General features: G+C 32.9%; 15 protein-coding genes. 12 read left to right on the top strand and 3 right to left on the bottom strand.

Translation table 11 applies throughout. The features are described 5' to 3' along the window. Positions 1–1,185, top strand: a complete 1,185-nt coding sequence (gene tuf / locus NST10_RS07330; protein ID WP_001040568.1) for an elongation factor Tu — start codon at positions 1–3, stop codon at positions 1,183–1,185. Between the two features lie 279 nt (positions 1,186–1,464). On the opposite strand, the gene NST10_RS07325 is transcribed toward tuf, so the two are convergent. Next, positions 1,465–2,640, bottom strand: coding sequence for a M20 family metallopeptidase (locus NST10_RS07325; RefSeq protein WP_339209194.1), 1,176 nt, complete (start codon positions 2,638–2,640; stop codon positions 1,465–1,467). A 170-nt stretch (positions 2,641–2,810) separates the two neighbouring features. Here NST10_RS07325 and NST10_RS07320 point away from each other — a divergent pair, with 170 nt between their 5' ends. The 6 genes from NST10_RS07320 to NST10_RS07295 all read left to right on the top strand — a co-directional run bounded on the left by NST10_RS07320 (position 2,811) and on the right by NST10_RS07295 (position 10,471). After that, positions 2,811–3,998, top strand: coding sequence for a glycine C-acetyltransferase (locus NST10_RS07320; RefSeq protein ID WP_000250820.1), 1,188 nt, complete (start codon positions 2,811–2,813; stop codon positions 3,996–3,998). 275 nt (positions 3,999–4,273) lie between these two features. Continuing rightward, positions 4,274–5,152, top strand: a complete 879-nt coding sequence (gene hchA, locus NST10_RS07315) for a glyoxalase III HchA (RefSeq protein WP_000076412.1) — start codon at positions 4,274–4,276, stop codon at positions 5,150–5,152. Between the two features lie 157 nt (positions 5,153–5,309). Next, positions 5,310–6,947, top strand: a complete 1,638-nt coding sequence (locus NST10_RS07310) for a ribulokinase (protein WP_000122332.1) — start codon at positions 5,310–5,312, stop codon at positions 6,945–6,947. A gap of 213 nt (positions 6,948–7,160) precedes the next feature. Next, the gene (locus NST10_RS07305) at positions 7,161–8,126 is read left to right on the top strand and encodes an NAD-dependent epimerase/dehydratase family protein (protein ID WP_000723304.1); all 966 of its coding nucleotides are present in this window, start codon (positions 7,161–7,163) and stop codon (positions 8,124–8,126) included. Between the two features lie 334 nt (positions 8,127–8,460). Continuing rightward, positions 8,461–9,537 (top strand): branched-chain amino acid aminotransferase, encoded by a 1,077-nt coding sequence (locus tag NST10_RS07300; protein ID WP_000076025.1) that lies wholly within the window; start codon positions 8,461–8,463, stop codon positions 9,535–9,537. 250 nt (positions 9,538–9,787) lie between these two features. Beyond that, entirely contained in the window at positions 9,788–10,471 is a 684-nt protein-coding gene (locus NST10_RS07295; protein WP_339209191.1) for an HAD family hydrolase, read from the top strand. 115 nt (positions 10,472–10,586) lie between these two features. On the opposite strand, the gene NST10_RS07290 is transcribed toward NST10_RS07295, so the two are convergent. Further along, entirely contained in the window at positions 10,587–11,249 is a 663-nt protein-coding gene (locus NST10_RS07290) for a deoxynucleoside kinase (RefSeq protein ID WP_001067261.1), read from the bottom strand. Then, positions 11,242–11,859: a deoxynucleoside kinase gene (locus NST10_RS07285; RefSeq protein ID WP_001039519.1), complete on the bottom strand. Its 618-nt coding sequence runs from the start codon at positions 11,857–11,859 to the stop codon at positions 11,242–11,244. The genes NST10_RS07290 and NST10_RS07285 overlap by 8 nt, the downstream gene beginning before the upstream one ends. A 66-nt stretch (positions 11,860–11,925) precedes the next feature. Here NST10_RS07285 and tadA point away from each other — a divergent pair, with 66 nt between their 5' ends. From tadA to sdrD, 5 genes are all read left to right on the top strand, one after another. Then, entirely contained in the window at positions 11,926–12,396 is a 471-nt protein-coding gene (gene tadA, locus NST10_RS07280) for a tRNA adenosine(34) deaminase TadA (protein WP_000180278.1), read from the top strand. 146 nt (positions 12,397–12,542) lie between these two features. Then, positions 12,543–13,412, top strand: a complete 870-nt coding sequence (locus NST10_RS07275) for a Cof-type HAD-IIB family hydrolase (RefSeq protein ID WP_339209184.1) — start codon at positions 12,543–12,545, stop codon at positions 13,410–13,412. Between the two features lie 19 nt (positions 13,413–13,431). Beyond that, positions 13,432–13,998, top strand: coding sequence for an NADPH-dependent FMN reductase (locus NST10_RS07270; RefSeq protein ID WP_000677261.1), 567 nt, complete (start codon positions 13,432–13,434; stop codon positions 13,996–13,998). Between the two features lie 429 nt (positions 13,999–14,427). After that, entirely contained in the window at positions 14,428–17,184 is a 2,757-nt protein-coding gene (locus NST10_RS07265) for an MSCRAMM family adhesin SdrC (protein ID WP_061390750.1), read from the top strand. Positions 17,185–17,546: 362 nt separating this feature from the next. Further along, positions 17,547–21,689: an MSCRAMM family adhesin SdrD gene (sdrD, locus tag NST10_RS07260; RefSeq protein ID WP_339209179.1), complete on the top strand. Its 4,143-nt coding sequence runs from the start codon at positions 17,547–17,549 to the stop codon at positions 21,687–21,689. Positions 21,690–22,018 lie beyond the last annotated feature (329 nt).

The following is a 22,018-nucleotide window of genomic DNA, read 5'->3' as shown; positions in this document are numbered from 1 at the left end:
ATGGCAAAAGAAAAATTTGATCGTTCTAAAGAACATGCCAATATCGGTACTATCGGTCACGTTGACCATGGTAAAACAACATTAACAGCAGCAATCGCTACTGTATTAGCAAAAAATGGTGACTCAGTTGCACAATCATACGACATGATTGACAACGCTCCAGAAGAAAAAGAACGTGGTATCACAATCAATACTTCACACATTGAGTACCAAACTGACAAACGTCACTACGCTCACGTTGACTGCCCAGGACACGCTGACTATGTTAAAAACATGATCACTGGTGCTGCTCAAATGGACGGTGGTATCTTAGTAGTATCTGCTGCTGACGGTCCAATGCCACAAACTCGTGAACACATTCTTTTATCACGTAACGTTGGTGTACCAGCATTAGTAGTATTCTTAAACAAAGTTGACATGGTTGACGATGAAGAATTATTAGAATTAGTAGAAATGGAAGTTCGTGACTTATTAAGCGAATATGACTTCCCAGGTGACGATGTACCTGTAATCGCTGGTTCAGCATTAAAAGCTTTAGAAGGCGATGCTCAATACGAAGAAAAAATCTTAGAATTAATGGAAGCTGTAGATACTTACATTCCAACTCCAGAACGTGATTCTGACAAACCATTCATGATGCCAGTTGAGGACGTATTCTCAATCACTGGTCGTGGTACTGTTGCTACAGGCCGTGTTGAACGTGGTCAAATCAAAGTTGGTGAAGAAGTTGAAATCATCGGTTTACATGACACATCTAAAACAACTGTTACAGGTGTTGAAATGTTCCGTAAATTATTAGACTACGCTGAAGCTGGTGACAACATTGGTGCATTATTACGTGGTGTTGCTCGTGAAGACGTACAACGTGGTCAAGTATTAGCTGCTCCTGGTTCAATTACACCACATACTGAATTCAAAGCAGAAGTATACGTATTATCAAAAGACGAAGGTGGACGTCACACTCCATTCTTCTCAAACTATCGTCCACAATTCTATTTCCGTACTACTGACGTAACTGGTGTTGTTCACTTACCAGAAGGTACTGAAATGGTAATGCCTGGTGATAACGTTGAAATGACAGTAGAATTAATCGCTCCAATCGCGATTGAAGACGGTACTCGTTTCTCAATCCGTGAAGGTGGACGTACTGTAGGATCAGGCGTTGTTACTGAAATCATTAAATAATTTCTAATTTCTTAGATTTTATATAAAAAGAAGATCCCTCAATCGAGGGGTCTTTTTTTAATGTGTAAATTTTGTAATGGCTGTTCAATTTAGAAGAACAATAATTGATGAGAGGTTGACTAATAAAACTTATAACTGATAATACAGTTTAAATAAAATTGTTGAGCCTTGGACATTGTAAAATGCTCCTCTCAAAGTTTTCATTTTTCAATGTCTACTTTGAAGGAGCATTACATTAGTTTATGTCTCAGATTCATATCTTTCAATTAATTTAAATGCTTAATTTGTTTTAAATACTTGCTCTAATTCAATGATTTTCAAAAATACAGCTACAGCGTATTTTAATGATTTTTCATCAATATCAAATTTGGGATTATGGTGTGGCGCTGTAATACCTTTACTTTCATTACCGCAACCAGTCAGAAAGAATGCACCTGGTCGTACTTTCAAATAATGTGAAAAATCTTCTCCAATCATCATTAAATCTGATTCATTAAAGCGTACATGTAAGTCATTTGTTGCTTCTTTAATAACTTGATATGCTTTCTCGTTGTTATGGACAGGCAAGTATCCTTTAATATAATTCAAGTCATATTCAATGTCATTTGCAATTGCCAAACCTTGTAGTAGCTTATCCATTTTATGCATGACATGTTCTTGTATTTTCGAGTCAAATGTACGAACTTTACCTTTACAAAATGCTTGATCAGGAATAACGCTATCTGTGGTGCCTGCTTGAATCATTCCAAATGAAAGTACAGCTTGTTTAACTGGATCAATCGTACGTGAAATTATTTTTTGTGCACTTAAAATGAACTCTGCCATGATTACTATTGGGTCAATGGTTTCATGAGGTTTGGCACCATGACCGCCACGACCTTTAATTGTGACACTAAATTCATCTGGAGAGGCCATGATTGCCCCCGCACGCGAATGAATAGTTCCAGTAGGATAACCACTCCATAAATGTGTACCGTAAATTCTATCTACATTTTCCAGACATCCAGCATCAATCATTTCTTGAGAACCACCTGGCATGATTTCTTCACCGTACTGGAATATTAATACAACATTACCTTCTAATAAATGTTTATGTTCATCTAAAATTTCTGCTACGGTAAGTAAAATTGCTGTATGACCATCATGCCCACACGCATGCATACATCCTGGATTTTTAGACTTATAAGGCACATCGTTTAATTCCTCGACAGGTAACGCATCAAAGTCAGCTCTTAATGCAATGGTAGGTCCTGTGCCCAAACCTTTAAATGTGGCTTTGATACCATTGCGGCCGATAGGAGTTTCAATATCACAAGATAACTGGCTTAATTGGTTAACAATATAATCATGTGTTTGAAATTCTTCAAAAGATAACTCAGGATATTGGTGTAAATAACGTCTGAGTTGAATTGTTTTATTTTCTTTATTATTTGCTAGTTGAAACCAATCTAACACCCTAATCACTACTTTCTAAAATATTGTTTATAGTATAACATTTTATGAAATTATCGTACTAAATGATTGCTTTGAGATATTTTATCTATGAATGATAAGGCTTTCAAGTTATGTAGAATTACTGTATGATAAAGGTATTACCAAACAATACTTAAGGGGGATTATATACTGTGGTTCAATCATTACATGAGTTTTTAGAGGAAAATATAAATTATCTAAAAGAAAATGGTTTGTATAATGAAATAGATACAATTGAAGGTGCAAACGGACCAGAAATCAAAATCAATGGGAAATCATACATTAACTTATCTTCAAATAATTATTTAGGACTAGCAACAAATGAAGATTTGAAATCAGCTGCAAAAGCAGCTATTGATACACATGGTGTAGGTGCAGGCGCTGTTCGTACAATCAATGGTACATTAGATTTACACGACGAATTAGAAGAAACACTAGCAAAATTTAAAGGAACAGAAGCTGCAATAGCTTATCAATCAGGATTTAATTGTAATATGGCTGCTATTTCGGCTGTTATGAATAAAAATGATGCTATTTTATCAGATGAGCTTAATCATGCATCAATTATTGACGGATGTCGCTTATCAAAAGCTAAAATTATTCGAGTTAACCATTCAGACATGGATGATTTACGTGCGAAAGCAAAAGAAGCAGTTGAATCAGGTCAATACAATAAAGTGATGTATATCACTGATGGCGTTTTTAGTATGGATGGTGATGTGGCTAAATTACCTGAAATTGTAGAAATTGCAGAAGAATTTGGTTTATTAACTTATGTTGACGACGCTCATGGTTCAGGTGTTATGGGCAAAGGCGCTGGTACGGTTAAACATTTTGGTTTACAAGATAAAATCGATTTCCAAATTGGTACGCTTTCTAAAGCAATTGGTGTCGTTGGCGGTTATGTAGCAGGTACAAAAGAGTTAATAGATTGGTTAAAAGCACAATCACGACCATTCTTATTCTCTACATCATTAGCACCTGGGGATACTAAAGCAATCACTGAAGCAGTTAAAAAGTTAATGGCTTCAACTGAATTACATGATAAATTATGGGACAATGCACAATATTTAAAAAACGGATTGTCAAAATTAGGATATGATACAGGAGAGTCAGAAACTCCGATTACACCAGTAATTATTGGTGAAGAAAAAACAACTCAAGAATTTAGTAAGCGTTTAAAAGACGAAGGTGTCTATGTGAAATCTATCGTTTTCCCAACAGTGCCAAGAGGTACAGGACGTGTAAGAAATATGCCTACAGCTGCACATACAAAAGACATGTTAGACGAAGCAATTGCGGCTTATGAAAAAGTAGGAAAAGAAATGAATTTGATTTAATTTAATATATATTTATTCCCACGGCAAATATCGTCGTGGGTTTTTTCTTTTATAAATGCTTAGTTTATTAACAGTAAGTTCTTATAACAATGTTTAGTGTTGTCAACCATTAAAGTTTGAATTTTAAAAGCATCTTGTAGAATTTAGTTGTATTTTTACGATTAAATTCATTTTGATTATTTTTGATAATAAGCATTTTAATAGTAATACATGTTTATAGTGTGTAGCATATGTCTATACTAGTAGTAACTATATAGAGAAAGTAGGAATAAACTATGTCACAAGATGTAAATAAATTAAGTAAGCAACCAACGCCAGATAAAGCAGAAGATAACGCATTTTTCCCATCACCATATTCCCTTAGTCAATATACAGCACCTAAAACAGATTTTGATGGTGTTGAACACAAAGGTGCCTATAAAGATGGTAAATGGAAAGTATTGATGATTGCTGCTGAAGAGAGATATGTATTATTGGAAAATGGAAAAATGTTCTCTACGGGTAATCATCCTGTTGAAATGTTATTACCTTTACATCATTTAATGGAAGCAGGTTTTGACGTTGATGTTGCGACATTATCTGGTTATCCAGCTAAATTAGAATTATGGGCTATGCCAACTGAAGACGAGGCAGTTATAAGCACTTATAATAAATTGAAAGAAAAATTAAAACAGCCAAAAAAATTAGCAGATGTGATTAAAAATGAATTAGGACCTGATTCAGACTATTTATCTGTCTTTATCCCAGGCGGGCATGCTGCAGTTGTTGGTATTTCTGAAAGTGAGGACGTTCAACAAACATTAGATTGGGCATTAGAAAATGACCGCTTTATAGTTACATTATGTCATGGACCAGCCGCACTACTTTCAGCAGGTCTTAACAGAGAAAAATCTCCATTAGAAGGATACTCTGTTTGTGTTTTCCCTGACTCATTAGATGAAGGTGCAAATATTGAAATAGGTTATTTACCTGGACGTTTGAAATGGTTAGTTGCTGATTTATTAACTAAACAAGGTTTAAAAGTAGTTAACGACGATATGACAGGAAGAACGTTAAAAGATCGTAAATTATTAACAGGTGACAGTCCTTTAGCTTCAAATGAGTTAGGAAAATTAGCAGTTAATGAAATGTTAAATGCAATACAAAATAAATAATTAAATATTAATTAGAGGAGCCCCATATGTAAATGTATGAGGGCTCTTTTTTTGGCAAAATTTTAGTGATACTTGTAAAATAGAACCTATTATGAGTATGATTTAAGAAAACGCTTGCAAAACTAATAACTGCAACTAGCGATATGGAGGAAACATGATGTCTTATAGCATTGGAATTGATTATGGAACTGCTTCAGGCCGTGTGTTTTTAATTAATACAACTAACGGTCAAGTAGTATCAAAATTTGTGAAACCATATACACATGGTGTCATTGAGGGTGAATTAAATGGTTTAAAAATACCACATACATATGCACTTCAAAATAGTAATGATTATTTAGAAATTATGGAAGAAGGAATATCATATATAGTACGTGAATCAAAAATAGATCCAGTCAATATAGTAGGTATTGGTATAGACTTTACTTCATCTACTATTATTTTTACTGACGAAAACCTTAACCCGGTACATAATTTAAAACAATTTAAAAACAATCCACATGCGTATGTGAAACTTTGGAAACATCATGGTGCATATAAAGAAGCAGAGAAATTATATCAAACTGCTATTGAAAATAATAATAAGTGGTTAGGCCATTATGGATATAATGTTAGTAGTGAATGGATGATTCCCAAAATAATGGAAGTCATGAATCGAGCACCAGAAATTATGGAAAAAACGGCTTATATTATGGAAGCGGGCGATTGGATTGTAAATAAATTAACTAATAAAAATGTACGGTCGAATTGTGGATTAGGTTTCAAAGCATTTTGGGAAGAAGAAACAGGGTTTCATTATGATTTGTTTGATAAAGTAGACCCCAAATTATCAAAAGTAATTCAAGATAAAGTATCTGCACCGGTTGTTAATATTGGTGAAGCAGTAGGGAAACTGGATGATAAAATGGCACAGAAATTAGGATTATCAAAAGACACTATGGTAAGTCCTTTTATTATTGATGCCCATGCTAGTTTATTAGGTATTGGATCTGAAAAAGATAAAGAAATGACTATGGTGATGGGAACAAGCACATGCCATCTTATGTTAAATGAAAAGCAACATCAAGTGCCAGGTATATCAGGTTCTGTAAAAGGAGCAATTATTCCAGAATTATTTGCTTATGAAGCGGGGCAATCAGCAGTAGGTGATTTGTTTGAGTATGTCGCTAAGCAAGCACCAAAGTCATATGTAGATGAAGCAGCAAATAGAAATATGACTGTATTTGAATTAATGAATGAAAAGATAAAACATCAAATGCCAGGTGAAAGTGGGCTCATTGCTCTTGATTGGCATAATGGAAATCGAAGTGTATTAAGTGATAGCAATTTAACAGGTTGTATCTTTGGATTAACTTTACAAACTAAGCATGAGGATATTTATAGAGCATATTTAGAAGCTACAGCATTTGGTACTAAGATGATTATGCAACAGTATCAAGATTGGCATATGGAAGTAGAAAAGGTATTTGCATGTGGCGGTATACCTAAAAAGAATGCTGTTATGATGGATATCTATACGAATGTACTGAATAAAAAACTAATTGTTATGGATAGTGAGTATGCACCAGCAATAGGAGCAGCAATATTAGGTGCAGTCAGTGGTGGCGCACATAATTCAATTAATGATGCAGTTGATGCTATGAAAGAGCCAATTTTATACGAAATTAATCCAGAAGCGGAAAAAGTACAAAGGTATGAAACATTATTTAAAGCTTATAAGGCTTTACATGATATCCATGGTTATAAAAAAGCTAATATAATGAAAGATATCCAGAGTTTAAGAGTTGAGGGATAAAAAATTTAATTTGACAGTAATTAGCAATATTAAACGCTATAAATTACTAAAATCAATTAATACAGCTAGAATTTCCATTTACAGAAATATCAGCAAAATGTACATGTCATATATACAAGAAAGCGCTTTTATATTATAATTATTATGAAAATGAATATTATGTCCTCTTGTGATGGACTATGGTTATATAGAAGAGACAAAGGAGATATTTCTATGAAAAAAATTATGATTACTGGTGCATTAGGACAAATTGGTACAGAATTAGTTGTTAAGTGCAGAGAAATTTATGGGACAGATAATGTTCTTGCTACAGATATTAGGGAACCTGAAGCAGACTCACCTGTACAAAATGGACCATTTGAAATCTTAGACGTAACAGATCGTGACCGTATGTTTGAGTTAGTTAGGGACTTTGAAGCGGATAGTCTAATGCATATGGCAGCATTATTATCAGCAACTGCTGAGAAAAATCCAATTCTTGCTTGGGATTTAAATATGGGTGGATTAATGAATGCATTAGAAGCTGCAAGAACTTATAATTTGCACTTTTTCACACCAAGTTCAATTGGTGCATTTGGAGACTCAACTCCTAAAGTTAATACGCCACAAGTAACGATTCAGCAACCTACGACAATGTATGGTGTAAATAAAGTAGCTGGCGAATTGTTGTGTCAATATTATTTCACACGATTTGGTGTAGATACAAGAAGTGTTAGATTCCCTGGTTTAATCTCGCATGTTAAAGAACCGGGTGGTGGCACAACGGACTACGCAGTTGAAATTTACTTCAAGGCTGTAAGAGAAGGACATTATACAAGCTTCATAGATAAAGGGACATATATGGATATGATGTATATGGATGATGCGATTGATGCAATTATTAAACTTATGGAAGCAGACGATGCGAAATTAGAAACAAGGAATGGTTATAATTTAAGTGCAATGAGCTTTGATCCAGAAATGGTTAAAGAAGCAATACAAGAATATTACCCAGATTTCAAATTAGAATATGATGTTGACCCTATTAGACAAGGTATCGCTAATAGTTGGCCGGATTCTATTGATACAAGCTGTTCACGTGGCGAATGGGGATTTGATCCTAAATATGATTTAGTGAGCATGACTAAATTAATGTTAGAAGCTATTGAACAAAAAGATACTGTTAAAAATAATAACTAATCATTTCCATTCACTTTAATACACGGAATGATATTTTAAATTACTCTTTATTTTAATAAACTAGTGCATGAATTCTAATATTATTAATTATACATATTGAATTCGCGAGCTTAGTTCATTTTTAAATAAAGAGTTTTTTGTATTAAAAAGATATAATTCAAACACAGATTACTTGTCTCTATGAAAATAATACGTTTATACTAAAAGATATAGGCTTTCTGAAAAAGTGTTAATTAATTTCGAATTTTTAGAAAATTTATTGAACAGTAAAATAGGGATTGTTATAATTTATGTTAAACAAATTCTTATACTATATTATTAGGAGGCAATCACCATGTCACAAGCAGTTAAAATTGAATTACGCGAAACATTAAAAGAAAAACCAGATACATCTCAATTAGGATTTGGTAAGTATTTTACAGATTATATGTTGAGTTATGATTATGATGCGGATAAAGGATGGCATGATTTGAAGATTGTACCTTATGGTCCAATTGAAATTTCGCCAGCAGCACAAGGTGTTCACTATGGACAATCAGTGTTCGAAGGTTTAAAAGCATATAAAAAAGATGGAGAGGTTGCACTTTTCCGTCCAGATGAAAACTTTAAGCGTCTTAATAACTCGTTAGCACGCTTAGAAATGCCTCAAGTCAATGAAGGTGAATTGCTAGAAGGACTTAAGCAATTAGTTGATTTAGAGAGAGAATGGGTTCCGGAAGGTGAAGGTCAATCATTATATATTCGTCCTTTTGTTTTTGCGACAGAAGGGGTACTTGGCGTTGGTGCATCACATCAGTATAAATTATTAATTATTTTATCTCCTTCAGGTGCATATTATGGTGGTGAAACTTTAAAACCAACTAAAATCTATGTAGAAGATGAATATGTACGTGCTGTTCGTGGCGGTGTAGGCTTTGCGAAAGTTGCAGGTAACTATGCGGCAAGTTTATTAGCACAAACTAATGCAAATAAATTAGGTTATGACCAAGTATTATGGCTTGATGGTGTTGAACAGAAATATATCGAAGAAGTTGGTAGCATGAACATTTTCTTCGTTGAAAATGGCAAAGTAATTACACCAGAGTTGAATGGCAGTATTCTACCTGGTATTACACGTAAATCTATTATCGAATTAGCTAAAAACTTAGGATATGAAGTCGAAGAGCGCCGCGTTTCAATCGATGAATTATTCGAATCATATGATAAAGGTGAGTTAACAGAAGTATTTGGTAGTGGTACTGCAGCAGTTATTTCACCTGTAGGTACATTGAGATATGAAGATCGTGAAATCGTTATTAATAATAATGAGACTGGTGAAATTACTCAAAAATTATACGACGTCTATACTGGTATTCAAAATGGTACTTTAGAAGATAAAAATGGTTGGAGAGTCGTTGTACCAAAATATTAATAAAAATTGAATATGATCATGAAAACAAAATGTAAAAGTTAATCATGACTAAAATCCCTTTCAATGAAGCGAAGCATGGTAATAAATTAAGTTTACAATGTTTATTGTTAAGTATTGAAGGGGATTTCACTTATTATTATATTTAATTCAATATTTAAAAAGAACAATACTACGAGTTCATTTTCAGGGGAATAACGAACATCATAGAATCAGCATAATACGAAATAAATAAATAGGAGTATTGATATTAATGGAATGGATATTATTTGATAAAGATGGTACGTTAATTGAATTTGATAGAAGTTGGGAAAAAATAGGGGTACGATTTGTACAATCATTGCTTGAGACTTTTCCAGTACATAATAAAGAAGCTGCTTTAAGACAACTCGGTGTCATTAAAGAATCTATTGATCCAAAATCAGTGATGGGTTCAGGATCTTTACAACAAATTATTCAGGCATTTAATGATGTGACGGGACAAGATACAACCGACTGGTCCAAGTCAACAAGTCAAAAGTTGGTAGATGAACGTATTCCTGAAATTAATTGGGTAGAAGGTGTTAAAGAAGCACTTATCGATTTGAAAGCAAAAGGCTATCAACTAGGTATTGTTACGAGTGATACTAAAAAAGGTGTAGAACAATTTTTAGCACATACCAATCCTACCTCGTTGTTCGATTTGATCATTTCTACCGAAGCGGATGCCTATGAGAAGCCAAATCCTAAAGTATTATCGCCTTTATTTGAGCAATATAATGTAGATCCTCAGAAAGTAGCTATAGTAGGAGACACTGCTAATGATATGAAAACCGCTAGTAATGCAAATTTAGGTATGGCAATAGGTGTATTAACAGGTATTGCAACAAAAGAAGAATTACATGAAGCTGATATTATTTTAAATAGTGCGGCAGATATTTTAGAAGCTTTAATTTAAAAAGTAAGACATAGTGTATATGTGAATCAATGTAACCAATAGAATTGATAATGTAATCGATGATATCTATGGAATATACATTGAATATAAACATATACGCTATGTCTTTAGTCTTTTATCGTGTATCTACTTGTCGATATGTTTGAATAATTCGAGCAATTTTGTCTATCATAGGATTTAAAGATTCGGGGTCCTTATGGATATCATATTCATTAATATTGATACGTACCACAGGACATGCATTAAAGCTATTAATCCAATCGTCATAGCGTTTAAATAGCTTTTTCCAGTATTCAGGGTCTGTATTAATTTCCATTTCGCGACCGCGTTCAATAATACGATCAATGACCTCATCATAGTTACATTCTAAATAAATCATTACATCAGGTTTAGGAAAATAAGGTGTCATGACCATGGCATTAAATAAGTCTGAATATGTTTTGAAATCCTCTTTACTCATTGTGCCTTCTTCTTCATGCATTTTTGCAAAAATATCAACATCTTCATAAATTGATCGATCTTGGACAAAGCCACCACCATATTCAAACATACGCTTTTGTTCTTTAAAGCGTTCAGCTAAGAAATAAATTTGTAAATGGAAACTCCATCGTTCAAAATCGCTGTAAAATTTATCTAAATATGGATTATGTTCGACATTTTCAAAAGACGTTTTAAAGTTTAATTTATCTGCAAGTGCTTGCGTTAGTGTTGATTTCCCAACACCAACTGTACCTGCAATGGTTATAATGGCATTTTGTGGAATACCGTAATTATTCATTGGTAATATCTCCTATCATAGGTAATATAATATGTAATATATCTTCGTAATCTTGTTCATTTTTTAGAAAATCAATAGAAGTTGTATCGATTAAAACTACATTTGAACCATTGCTTTGTAAGGACTCATAATACTCACGATAATCTTTTTTTAACTTTAACAGATATTCATCTTCTATTTGATGCTCAAAACTACGGTTACGTTTAGCAATTCTAGATTTTAACACATCAAGGTCTGCATCTAAAAAGATAATCATATTCGGCATAATCATATCTTCAGTTAAAATATCATAAATTTTACTGAATTTCTGAAATTCAACAGAACTCAAAGTATTTTTAGCAAATATCTTATTTTTATGTATATGATAATCACTAACTACACCTTGATTTAGTTGTGTTACATCTTGAAATTGCTTATATCTATTGCATAAAAAGAACATTTCAGTTTGAAAACTCCATTTAGAGATATCTTCATAAAAGTCTGATAAAAATGGATTTTCTGTGATGATTTCTTTTTCTTCATAAAAATCTAAAGTTTGACTTAATTTGTGTGCAAGTGAAGATTTACCTACGCCAATAGGACCTTCAATTGCTATAAAAGGTTTGTTCATATTCACATCTCCAAATGTTAAAATAGACATTGAGTATTGTACCATAAGTGAGGTATCTGGACATAAATGACAAATGATATATATTTTATGACATTAGCGATTGAAGAAGCTAAAAAGGCAGCTCAACTAGGCGAAGTACCTATAGGTGCTATCATCACTAAAGATGATGAAGTTATCGCTAGAGCACATAATTTAAGAGAAACACTACAACAACCAACGGCGCATGCTGAACATATTGCAATTGAACGTGCAGCCAAAGTGTTAGGTAGTTGGCGTTTAGAAGATTGCACATTATATGTAACCTTAGAACCATGTGTCATGTGCGCAGGAACAATTGTAATGAGTCGCATTCCAAGAGTCGTCTATGGCGCAGATGATCCTAAAGGTGGTTGTAGTGGCAGTTTAATGAATTTATTGCAACAATCTAATTTTAATCATCGTGCAATTGTTGATAAAGGTGTACTTAAAGAAGCATGTAGCACATTATTAACAACATTTTTTAAAAACTTAAGAGCCAATAAGAAATCCACCAATTAGACGATAGTACATACTAATTAAAATTTGTTAGAATTACATTATATGATAAATTAATGACAATATAAATGTTAATAGAAAAGTATGTGCACTGAGTATATATTCTTATGTAAGAACAAGATTTTAAATTTACGAAACGAGGTAACATAATGATAAAACTAATAGCCACTGATATGGATGGCACGCTACTTAATGCAGCACATGAAATTTCTCAACCTAATATTGATGCGATTAAATACGCTCAAGAACAAGGGATAACGGTTGTTATCGCGACAGGTCGAGCATTTTATGAAGCACAAGCACCAGTTGCTGACACAGATTTAACAGTACCATATATTTGTTTGAATGGTGCTGAAGTACGTGATGAAACTTTCAATGTAATGAGCACTTCACACCTTAATAAATCGTTAGTACACAAAATTACAAATGTTTTAAAAGATGCAGGTATTTATTATCAAGTATACACGAGTCGTGCGATTTATACTGAAGATCCACAAAGAGATTTAGACATTTACATAGATATTGCTGAGCGTGCAGGTCAACACGCAAACGTTGAGCGTATTAAAAATGGTATTCAAAGACGCATAGATAATGGTACGTTGAAAGTTGTTGATAATTATGATGCTATTGAAAACATACCTGGTGAATTAATTATGAAAATATTAGCATTTGATGGAAATTTAGAAAAAATTGACAAAGCTAGTAAAATTTTAGCTGAATCTCCGAATTTACCTATATCATCATCTTCGAGAGGAAATATAGAAATAACGCATTCAGATGCACAAAAAGGCATTGCGCTAGAAACAATTGCCGAAAGATTAGGGATTGAAATGAAAGATGTCATGGCAATAGGTGACAATTTAAATGACGTATCAATGTTAGAGAAAGTTGGCTATCCAGTTGCGATGGAAAATGGTGCTGAAGAAGTTAAAAAAATAGCGAAATATGTCACAGATACGAATGAAAATAGTGGTGTTGGAAAAGCTATTATGAAATTATTACGTGAACAACAAGTTTAATAAAAAAGAGGGGTCAAATATGAAAGGATTAATTATTATTGGCAGTGCACAAGTGAATTCACATACAAGTGCACTAGCAAGATACTTAACTGAGCATTTTAAAACACATGATATTGAAGCGGAAATATTCGATTTAGCAGAAAAACCGTTAAATCAATTAGATTTTTCAGGAACAACACCGTCTATTGATGAAATCAAACAAAATATGAAAGATTTAAAAGAGAAAGCAATGGCGGCGGACTTTTTAATATTAGGAACGCCAAACTATCATGGTTCATATTCTGGAATATTGAAAAATGCATTAGATCATCTAAATATGGATTATTTTAAAATGAAACCTGTAGGCTTAATAGGAAATAGTGGTGGAATTGTTAGTTCAGAGCCATTGTCACATTTAAGAGTAATCGTCAGAAGTTTACTAGGCATTGCAGTACCAACTCAAATAGCAACACATGATTCTGATTTTGCTAAAAATGAAGATGGTTCATATTACTTAAATGATAGTGAATTCCAATTACGAGCAAGATTATTTGTCGATCAAATTGTATCTTTTGTGAATAATAGCCCATATGAACATTTAAAATAAATTAAAAAATATGTAAATATACATTAAAAATAGGTATGTAGCTTAAGGTATTTCATTGAGAATGCTTTTAAGTCACATGCCTATTTTTTGTTCTAATGCACCAATAGTAAGCCTTTGAGTTTACTATTGTGAGCAATGTTATTAAATAAAATAAGATGTAATAGCGAATTGAAAACAAGCTTAGATTAAAAGGAAAGTTTAAAAATATAGATAAATAATTTAAAACAATGGAAGAAAAAAAGTATTAAAAATTGCAATTCTTAATCTGAAATGCATATTAATATTTACTATAAATAACATTGTAAAATAAAAGAAAAAAATTAAAACATTGTACTTTATCGAAAAGTGTATTAAGATAGAAAGGCAGAAATTTTTATATGCAAAATATTATATTTATCAAATTTTGATATTTTAAAGGAGTATTATTAAATGAATAATAAAAAGACAGCAACAAATAGAAAAGGCATGATACCAAATCGATTAAACAAATTTTCGATAAGAAAGTATTCTGTAGGTACTGCTTCAATTTTAGTGGGGACAACATTGATTTTTGGGTTAAGTGGTCATGAAGCTAAAGCGGCAGAACATACGAATGGAGAATTAAATCAATCAAAAAATGAAGCGACAGCTCCAAGTGAGAATAAAACAACTGAAAAAGTTGATAGTCGTCAACAAAATAATGTTGAACAAAGTACAACGTCAAACCAACCAAAAGTAAATGAGTCTGATAATACTTCAGTTAAAGAAACTACTGAAGAACCTCAAAATACAACTTCTACACAACCAACTAAAAAAAATAACGATGCGACAGCAAATAAAGATAATTTAGCGGCTCAAAATATTTCAACGCAGGCTAATGATGTTTCAGCTACTCCTAAAACAACGACTATTAAACCAAGAACATTAAACCGTATGGCTGTGAACACAGTAGCAGCACCACAACAAGGTACAAATGTAAATGATAAAGTTCATTTTTCAAATATTGATATTGCTATTGATAAAGGACATGTCAATTCTACAACAGGTAAAACTGAATTTTGGGCGACTTCTAGTGATGTTTTAAAATTAAAAGCGAATTACACAATCGATGATTCTGTTAAAGAGGGCGATACATTTACATTTAAATATGGACAGTATTTCCGTCCGGGTTCTGTAAGATTACCTTCACAAACTCAAAATTTATATAATGCCCAAGGTAATATTATTGCAAAAGGTATTTATGATAGTACAACAAACACAACAACATATACTTTTACGAACTATGTGGATCAATATACAAATGTTAGTGGTAGCTTTGAACAAGTTGCATTTGCGAAACGTGAAAATGCAACAACTGATAAAACTGCTTATAAAATGGAAGTAACTTTAGGTAATGATGCGTATAGCGAAGAAATCATCGTCGATTATGGTAATAAAAAAGCACAACCGCTTATTTCAAGTACAAACTATATCAATAATGAAGATTTATCACGAAATATGACTGTTTATGTAAATCAACCTAAAAATACATACACAAAAGAAACATTTGTTAGTACTTTAACAGGTTATAAATTTAATCCAGATGCAAAAAACTTTAAAATTTATGAAGTGACAGATCAAAATCAATTTGTTGATAGCTTTACACCTGATACTTCAAAACTTATAGATGTTACTGATAAATTCAAAATCACATACAGCAATGATAATAAGACTGCAACAGTTGATTTAATGAATGGTCAAACAAATAGTAATAAACAATATATTATTCAACAAGTTGCTTATCCAGATAATACATCAACAGATAATGGAAAAATTGATTATACATTAGATACAGACAAAACTAAATACAGTTGGTCGAACAGTTATTCAAGTGTAAACGGCTCATCAACTGCTAATGGCGACCAAAAGAAATATAATCTAGGTGACTATGTATGGGAAGATACAAATAAAGATGGTAAACAAGATGCCAATGAAAAAGGGATTAAAGGTGTTTATGTCATTCTTAAAGATAGTAACGGTAAAGAATTAGATCGTACTACTACTGATGAAAATGGTAAATATCAGTTTACAGGATTGGGAAATGGGACTTACAGTGTAGAATTTTCAACGCTAGCAGGGTACACACCAACTACTGTAAATGCAGGAACTGATGATGCTGTAGATTCTGATGGACTAACTACAACAGGTGTCATTAAAGACGCTGATAACATGACATTAGACAGTGGTTTCTATAAAACGCCAAAATACAGTTTAGGTGATTATGTTTGGTACGACAGTAATAAAGATGGCAAACAAGATTCAACTGAAAAAGGAATTAAAGGTGTTAAAGTTACTTTGCAAAATGAAAAAGGCGAAGTCATTGGTACAACTGAAACAGATGAAAATGGTAAATACCGCTTTGATAATTTAGATAGCGGTAAATACAAAGTTATTTTTGAAAAGCCTGCTGGCTTAAAACAAACAGGTACAAATACAACTGAAGATGATAAAGATGCAGATGGTGGCGAAGTTGACGTAACAATTACGGATCATGATGATTTCACACTTGATAACGGATACTTCGAAGAAGAAACATCAGACAGTGACTCAGACAGTGATTCAGATTCAGATAGCGATTCAGACTCAGATAGCGATTCAGACTCAGACAGTGAATCAGACTCAGACAGCGACTCAGATTCAGACAGCGACTCAGACTCAGACAGCGATTCAGACTCAGATAGCGACTCAGATTCAGAAAGCGACTCAGACTCAGACAGCGATTCAGACTCAGATAGCGACTCAGATTCAGACAGCGACTCAGATTCAGAAAGCGACTCAGACTCAGACAGCGACTCAGATTCAGACAGCGACTCAGACTCAGATAGTGATTCAGATTCAGACAGCGACTCAGACTCAGAAAGCGACTCAGATTCAGACAGCGATTCAGAATCGGATAGCGACTCAGACAGCGACTCAGACTCAGATAGCGACTCAGATTCAGACAGTGACTCAGATTCAGACAGTGACTCAGATAGCGACTCAGATTCAGGAAAACATACACCTGTGAAACCAATGAGTGCTACTAAAGATCATCACAATAAAGCAAAAGCATTACCAGAAACAGGTAGTGAAAATAACGGCTCAAATAACGCAACGTTATTTGGTGGATTATTCGCAGCATTAGGTTCATTATTGTTATTCGGTCGTCGCAAAAAACAAAATAAATAATACAATATGACCCAGGTCCTTGTGGCCTGGTTTTTCTGTTTAGAAATTTCCAGATATAAAACAAAAAATCTTTAAGGAATAGATATAATTTAATTTGTTACAGAAATGTAATTGTCTATGAATTAGAAAAGCTAAGATATTAATTTTAAGGGCAAATAATACTATTTCTTATGATAATTAAATAAAAATTACAAAACTCATAAAAACTTTTATTTAACTACAAATGTTAAATAACGTTTTACGATAAAGAAAAATAATTAAAGTATTGTGATTTATCTAAAAATGTAATACTATATTGATATACATTTTTGTATTTAAAACAATTGTATTATTTAAAAATTTGATGAATTAGGAGTAATCTAATGCTAAACAGAGAAAATAAAACGGCAATGACAAGAAAAGGCATGGTATCAAATCGATTAAATAAATTTTCGATTAGAAAGTACACAGTGGGAACAGCATCAATTTTAGTAGGTACAACATTAATTTTTGGTATAGGGAGCCAAGAAGCTAAAGCTGCAGAAGTAACCAACAAGGAAATGAAGGAAGATGCAACATCAGTAAATAATGATCAAGTGTCTAAAAAAGTTGATACAGGGCAACTAAATAATGACGGTAATACTAGTAAAGTTGATACAGAGCAACTAAAAGATGAGAATATTAATAAAGTTGCTAATCAAAAAGAAGTAACTAGAGTAGAAAATAGTGTCGCTTTAGAAAAAAATAATAACTCTCAACCATCTGAAAATGGAAAATTACAAACGTCGGATGTTAAAAAAACTGATGATAATAATGCAACTTCAGATGATCAAGTTACTACTACAGTTAATTCACAGCAATTAAATACTGATAACACAACTGCAAATGCAACAATGTCGTCAGCACCAATTAATGTAAGTAAAGATGACTTAAAAATTAATAGTGAAGAAGTAAGAAATGTAGAAGAAAAAAGAGATAATACTGACAATGCAAATAGTTCAGAATTAATAAAGCCGAAAAGCACAGCGCCTAAACGTTTGAATACGAGAATGCGTATGGCAGCAGTACAACCATCATCAACAGATTCTAAAAATGTTAATGATTTAATCACATCAAATACAACATTAACTGTCGTTGATGCAGATAAAAACAATAAAATCGTACCACCACAAGATTATCTAGCATTAAAATCACAAATTAAAGTTGATGACAAAGTTAAATCAGGTGATTATTTCACAATAAAATACTCAGATACAGTACAAGTATATGGATTGAATCCAGAAGATATTAAAAATATTGGTGATATAAAAGATCCAAATAATGGGGAAACAATTGCAACTGCAAAACATGATACTGCAAATAATTTAATTACATATACATTTACAGATTATGTCGATAGATTTAATTCTGTACAAATGGGAATTAATTATTCAATTTATATGGATGCTGATACAATTCCAGTTAGTAAAAACGATGTTGAGTTTAATGTAACGATTGGGAATGATACAACAAAGACTACTGCAAACATTCAATACCCAGATTATGTTTCTAGAGATAATAATTCTATAGGTTCAGCATTTACTGAAACTGTCTCACACGCAGGTAATGCAGAAGACCCGGGTTACTATAAACAGACTGTTTATGTAAATCCATCGGAAAAATCTTTAACAAATGCTAAATTAAAAGTTGAAGCTTATCATAAGGATTATCCTGACAATGTAGGTCAAATAAATAAAGATGTAACTAAAATTAAAATTTATCAAGCACCAAAAGACTATGTTTTAAACAAAGGTTATGATGTTAATACAAATCAGCTAATAGATGTAACAGAACAATTTAAAGATAAGATTACATACGGAGCTAATGACAGTGTAAATGTTGATTTTGGTAGCATTAATAATTCTTATGTAGTTATGGTGGATACAAAATTTGAATATACAACTAGTGAAAGTCCAACACTTGTTCAAATGGCAACTTTGACTTCTGATGGAAATAGATCCGTTTCTACTGGTAATGCTTTAGGATTCACTAATAACCAAAGTGGCGGCGCTGGTCAAGAAGTATATAAAATTGGTAACTACGTATGGGAAGATACAAATAAAAACGGTGTTCAAGATTTAGGGGAAGTTGGAGTAAAAGGTGTAACAGTGGTTGCATATGACAATAAAACTAATAAAGAAGTTGGAAGAACAATTACTGATGACAAAGGTGGATACTTGATTCCAAACTTACCTAATGGAGATTACCGTGTAGAATTTTCAAATTTACCACAAGGTTATGAAGTAACCCCTTCAAAACAAGGTAATAATGAAGAATTAGATTCAAACGGTGTATCATCAGTTATTACAGTTAATGGCAAAGATAATTTATCTGCTGACTTAGGTATTTACAAACCTAAATACAATCTAGGTGACTATGTATGGGAAGATACAAATAAAAATGGTATCCAAGACCAAGATGAAAAAGGTATTTCAGGTGTAACAGTTACTTTGAAAGATGAAAACGGTAACGTGTTAAAAACAGTAACAACAGATGCTGACGGTAAGTATAAATTTACTGATTTAGATAACGGTAATTATAAAGTTGAATTTACTACACCAGAAGGCTATACACCGACTACAGTAACATCCGGTAGCGATATTGAAAAAGACTCTAATGGTTTAACAACAACAGGTGTTATTAATGGTGCTGATAACATGACATTAGATAGTGGATTCTACAAAACACCAAAATATAATTTAGGTAATTATGTATGGGAAGATACAAATAAAGATGGTAAGCAGGATTCAACTGAAAAAGGTATTTCAGGCGTAACAGTTACATTGAAAAATGAAAACGGTGAAGTTTTACAAACAACTAAAACAGATAAAGATGGTAAATATCAATTTACTGGATTAGAAAATGGAACTTATAAAGTTGAATTTGAAACACCATCAGGTTACACACCAACTCAAGTAGGTTCAGGAACTGATGAAGGTATAGATTCAAATGGTACATCAACAACAGGTGTCATTAAAGATAAAGATAACGATACTATTGACTCTGGTTTCTACAAACCGACTTACAACTTAGGTGACTATGTATGGGAAGATACAAATAAAAACGGTGTTCAAGATAAAGATGAAAAGGGCATTTCAGGTGTAACAGTTACGTTAAAAGATGAAAACGACAAAGTTTTAAAAACAGTAACAACAGATGAAAATGGTAAATATCAATTCACTGATTTAAACAATGGAACTTATAAAGTTGAATTCGAGACACCATCAGGTTACACACCAACTTCAGTAACTACTGGAAATGATACTGAAAAAGATTCTAATGGTTTAACAACAACAGGTGTCATTAAAGATGCAGATAATATGACATTAGACAGTGGTTTCTATAAAACACCAAAATACAGTTTAGGTGATTATGTTTGGTACGACAGTAATAAAGATGGCAAACAAGATTCAACTGAAAAAGGTATCAAAGATGTTAAAGTTACTTTATTAAATGAAAAAGGCGAAGTAATTGGAACAACTAAAACAGATGAAAATGGTAAATATCGTTTCGATAATTTAGATAGCGGTAAATATAAAGTTATTTTTGAAAAGCCTGCTGGCTTAACACAAACAGGTACAAATACAACTGAAGATGATAAAGATGCAGATGGTGGCGAAGTTGACGTAACAATTACGGATCATGATGATTTCACACTTGATAACGGATACTTCGAAGAAGATACATCAGACAGCGACTCAGACTCAGACAGTGATTCCGATTCAGAAAGCGACTCAGACTCAGATAGTGAATCAGACTCAGACAGTGATTCAGACTCAGACAGTGACTCAGACTCAGACAGTGACTCAGACTCAGATAGCGATTCAGATTCAGAAAGCGACTCAGACTCAGACAGTGACTCAGATTCAGATAGCGATTCAGACTCAGATAGTGATTCAGATTCAGAAAGCGACTCAGATTCAGAAAGCGATTCAGACTCAGATAGCGATTCAGACTCGGATAGCGACTCAGACTCAGATAGCGACTCAGATTCAGACTCAGACAGTGACTCAGACAGTGATTCAGACTCAGATAGCGATTCAGATTCAGACAGTGACTCAGACTCAGACAGTGACTCAGATTCAGATAGCGACTCAGATTCAGATAGCGACTCAGACTCAGATAGCGACTCAGACTCAGATAGTGACTCAGACTCAGACAGTGACTCAGATTCAGACAGCGATTCAGACTCAGATAGCGACTCAGATTCAGATAGCGACTCAGATTCAGACAGTGACTCAGACTCAGATAGCGATTCAGATTCAGACAGTGACTCAGACTCAGATAGCGATTCAGATTCAGATGCAGGAAAACATACACCTGTGAAACCGATGAGTGCTACTAAAGACCATCACAATAAAGCAAAAGCATTACCAGAAACAGGTAGTGAAAATAACGGCTCAAATAACGCAACGTTATTTGGCGGATTATTCGCAGCATTAGGTTCATTATTGTTATTTGGTCGTCGTAAAAAACAGAATAAGTAATTTGCTTAACCAAACCAGGTCCGTGAGGCCTGGTTTTTTATTTCAAAATTTATGAAATGTATCTTATGTTTGAGATTAAATAGTGCAATATTTTAAAAGATATAACATACATCAACATAAATTTAATTCATCTTTATATTAAAAGTACAGACAAATAAGAAAAACAATTAAACACAGTTTCAAACCATTTAAAACAATTAGTATAAAAAGTAAATAGATAATTAAAAATCAATAAAATTAAGTTATTCAAACCAAAGTGTAAAATAACAGTTGAAAATAAATAAATTTATTTAAAGTATTGTGCTTTATCTAAAAATGTATTACGATGG

Source organism: Staphylococcus sp. FSL W8-0305 (assembly GCF_037966415.1).
Classification (GTDB): domain Bacteria; phylum Bacillota; class Bacilli; order Staphylococcales; family Staphylococcaceae; genus Staphylococcus; species Staphylococcus aureus.
Note: the sequence above shows the minus strand (reverse complement) of the source record. Positions and strands in the feature narration are given on the sequence as shown.

Excerpts from the sequence above, each read along its gene's own strand:
- tuf (WP_001040568.1), top strand. The coding sequence starts at position 1 with ATGGCAAAAGAAAAATTTGATCGTTCTAAAGAACATGCCAATATCGGT.
- NST10_RS07295 (WP_339209191.1), top strand. The coding sequence starts at position 9,788 with ATGGAATGGATATTATTTGATAAAGATGGTACGTTAATTGAATTTGAT.
- NST10_RS07300 (WP_000076025.1), top strand. The coding sequence starts at position 8,461 with ATGTCACAAGCAGTTAAAATTGAATTACGCGAAACATTAAAAGAAAAA.
- NST10_RS07285 (WP_001039519.1), bottom strand. The coding sequence starts at position 11,859 with ATGAACAAACCTTTTATAGCAATTGAAGGTCCTATTGGCGTAGGTAAA.
- sdrD (WP_339209179.1), top strand. The coding sequence starts at position 17,547 with ATGCTAAACAGAGAAAATAAAACGGCAATGACAAGAAAAGGCATGGTA.
- NST10_RS07275 (WP_339209184.1), top strand. The coding sequence starts at position 12,543 with ATGATAAAACTAATAGCCACTGATATGGATGGCACGCTACTTAATGCA.
- hchA (WP_000076412.1), top strand. The coding sequence starts at position 4,274 with ATGTCACAAGATGTAAATAAATTAAGTAAGCAACCAACGCCAGATAAA.
- NST10_RS07305 (WP_000723304.1), top strand. The coding sequence starts at position 7,161 with ATGAAAAAAATTATGATTACTGGTGCATTAGGACAAATTGGTACAGAA.
- NST10_RS07265 (WP_061390750.1), top strand. The coding sequence starts at position 14,428 with ATGAATAATAAAAAGACAGCAACAAATAGAAAAGGCATGATACCAAAT.
- NST10_RS07290 (WP_001067261.1), bottom strand. The coding sequence starts at position 11,249 with ATGAATAATTACGGTATTCCACAAAATGCCATTATAACCATTGCAGGT.
- tadA (WP_000180278.1), top strand. The coding sequence starts at position 11,926 with ATGACAAATGATATATATTTTATGACATTAGCGATTGAAGAAGCTAAA.
- NST10_RS07310 (WP_000122332.1), top strand. The coding sequence starts at position 5,310 with ATGTCTTATAGCATTGGAATTGATTATGGAACTGCTTCAGGCCGTGTG.
- NST10_RS07270 (WP_000677261.1), top strand. The coding sequence starts at position 13,432 with ATGAAAGGATTAATTATTATTGGCAGTGCACAAGTGAATTCACATACA.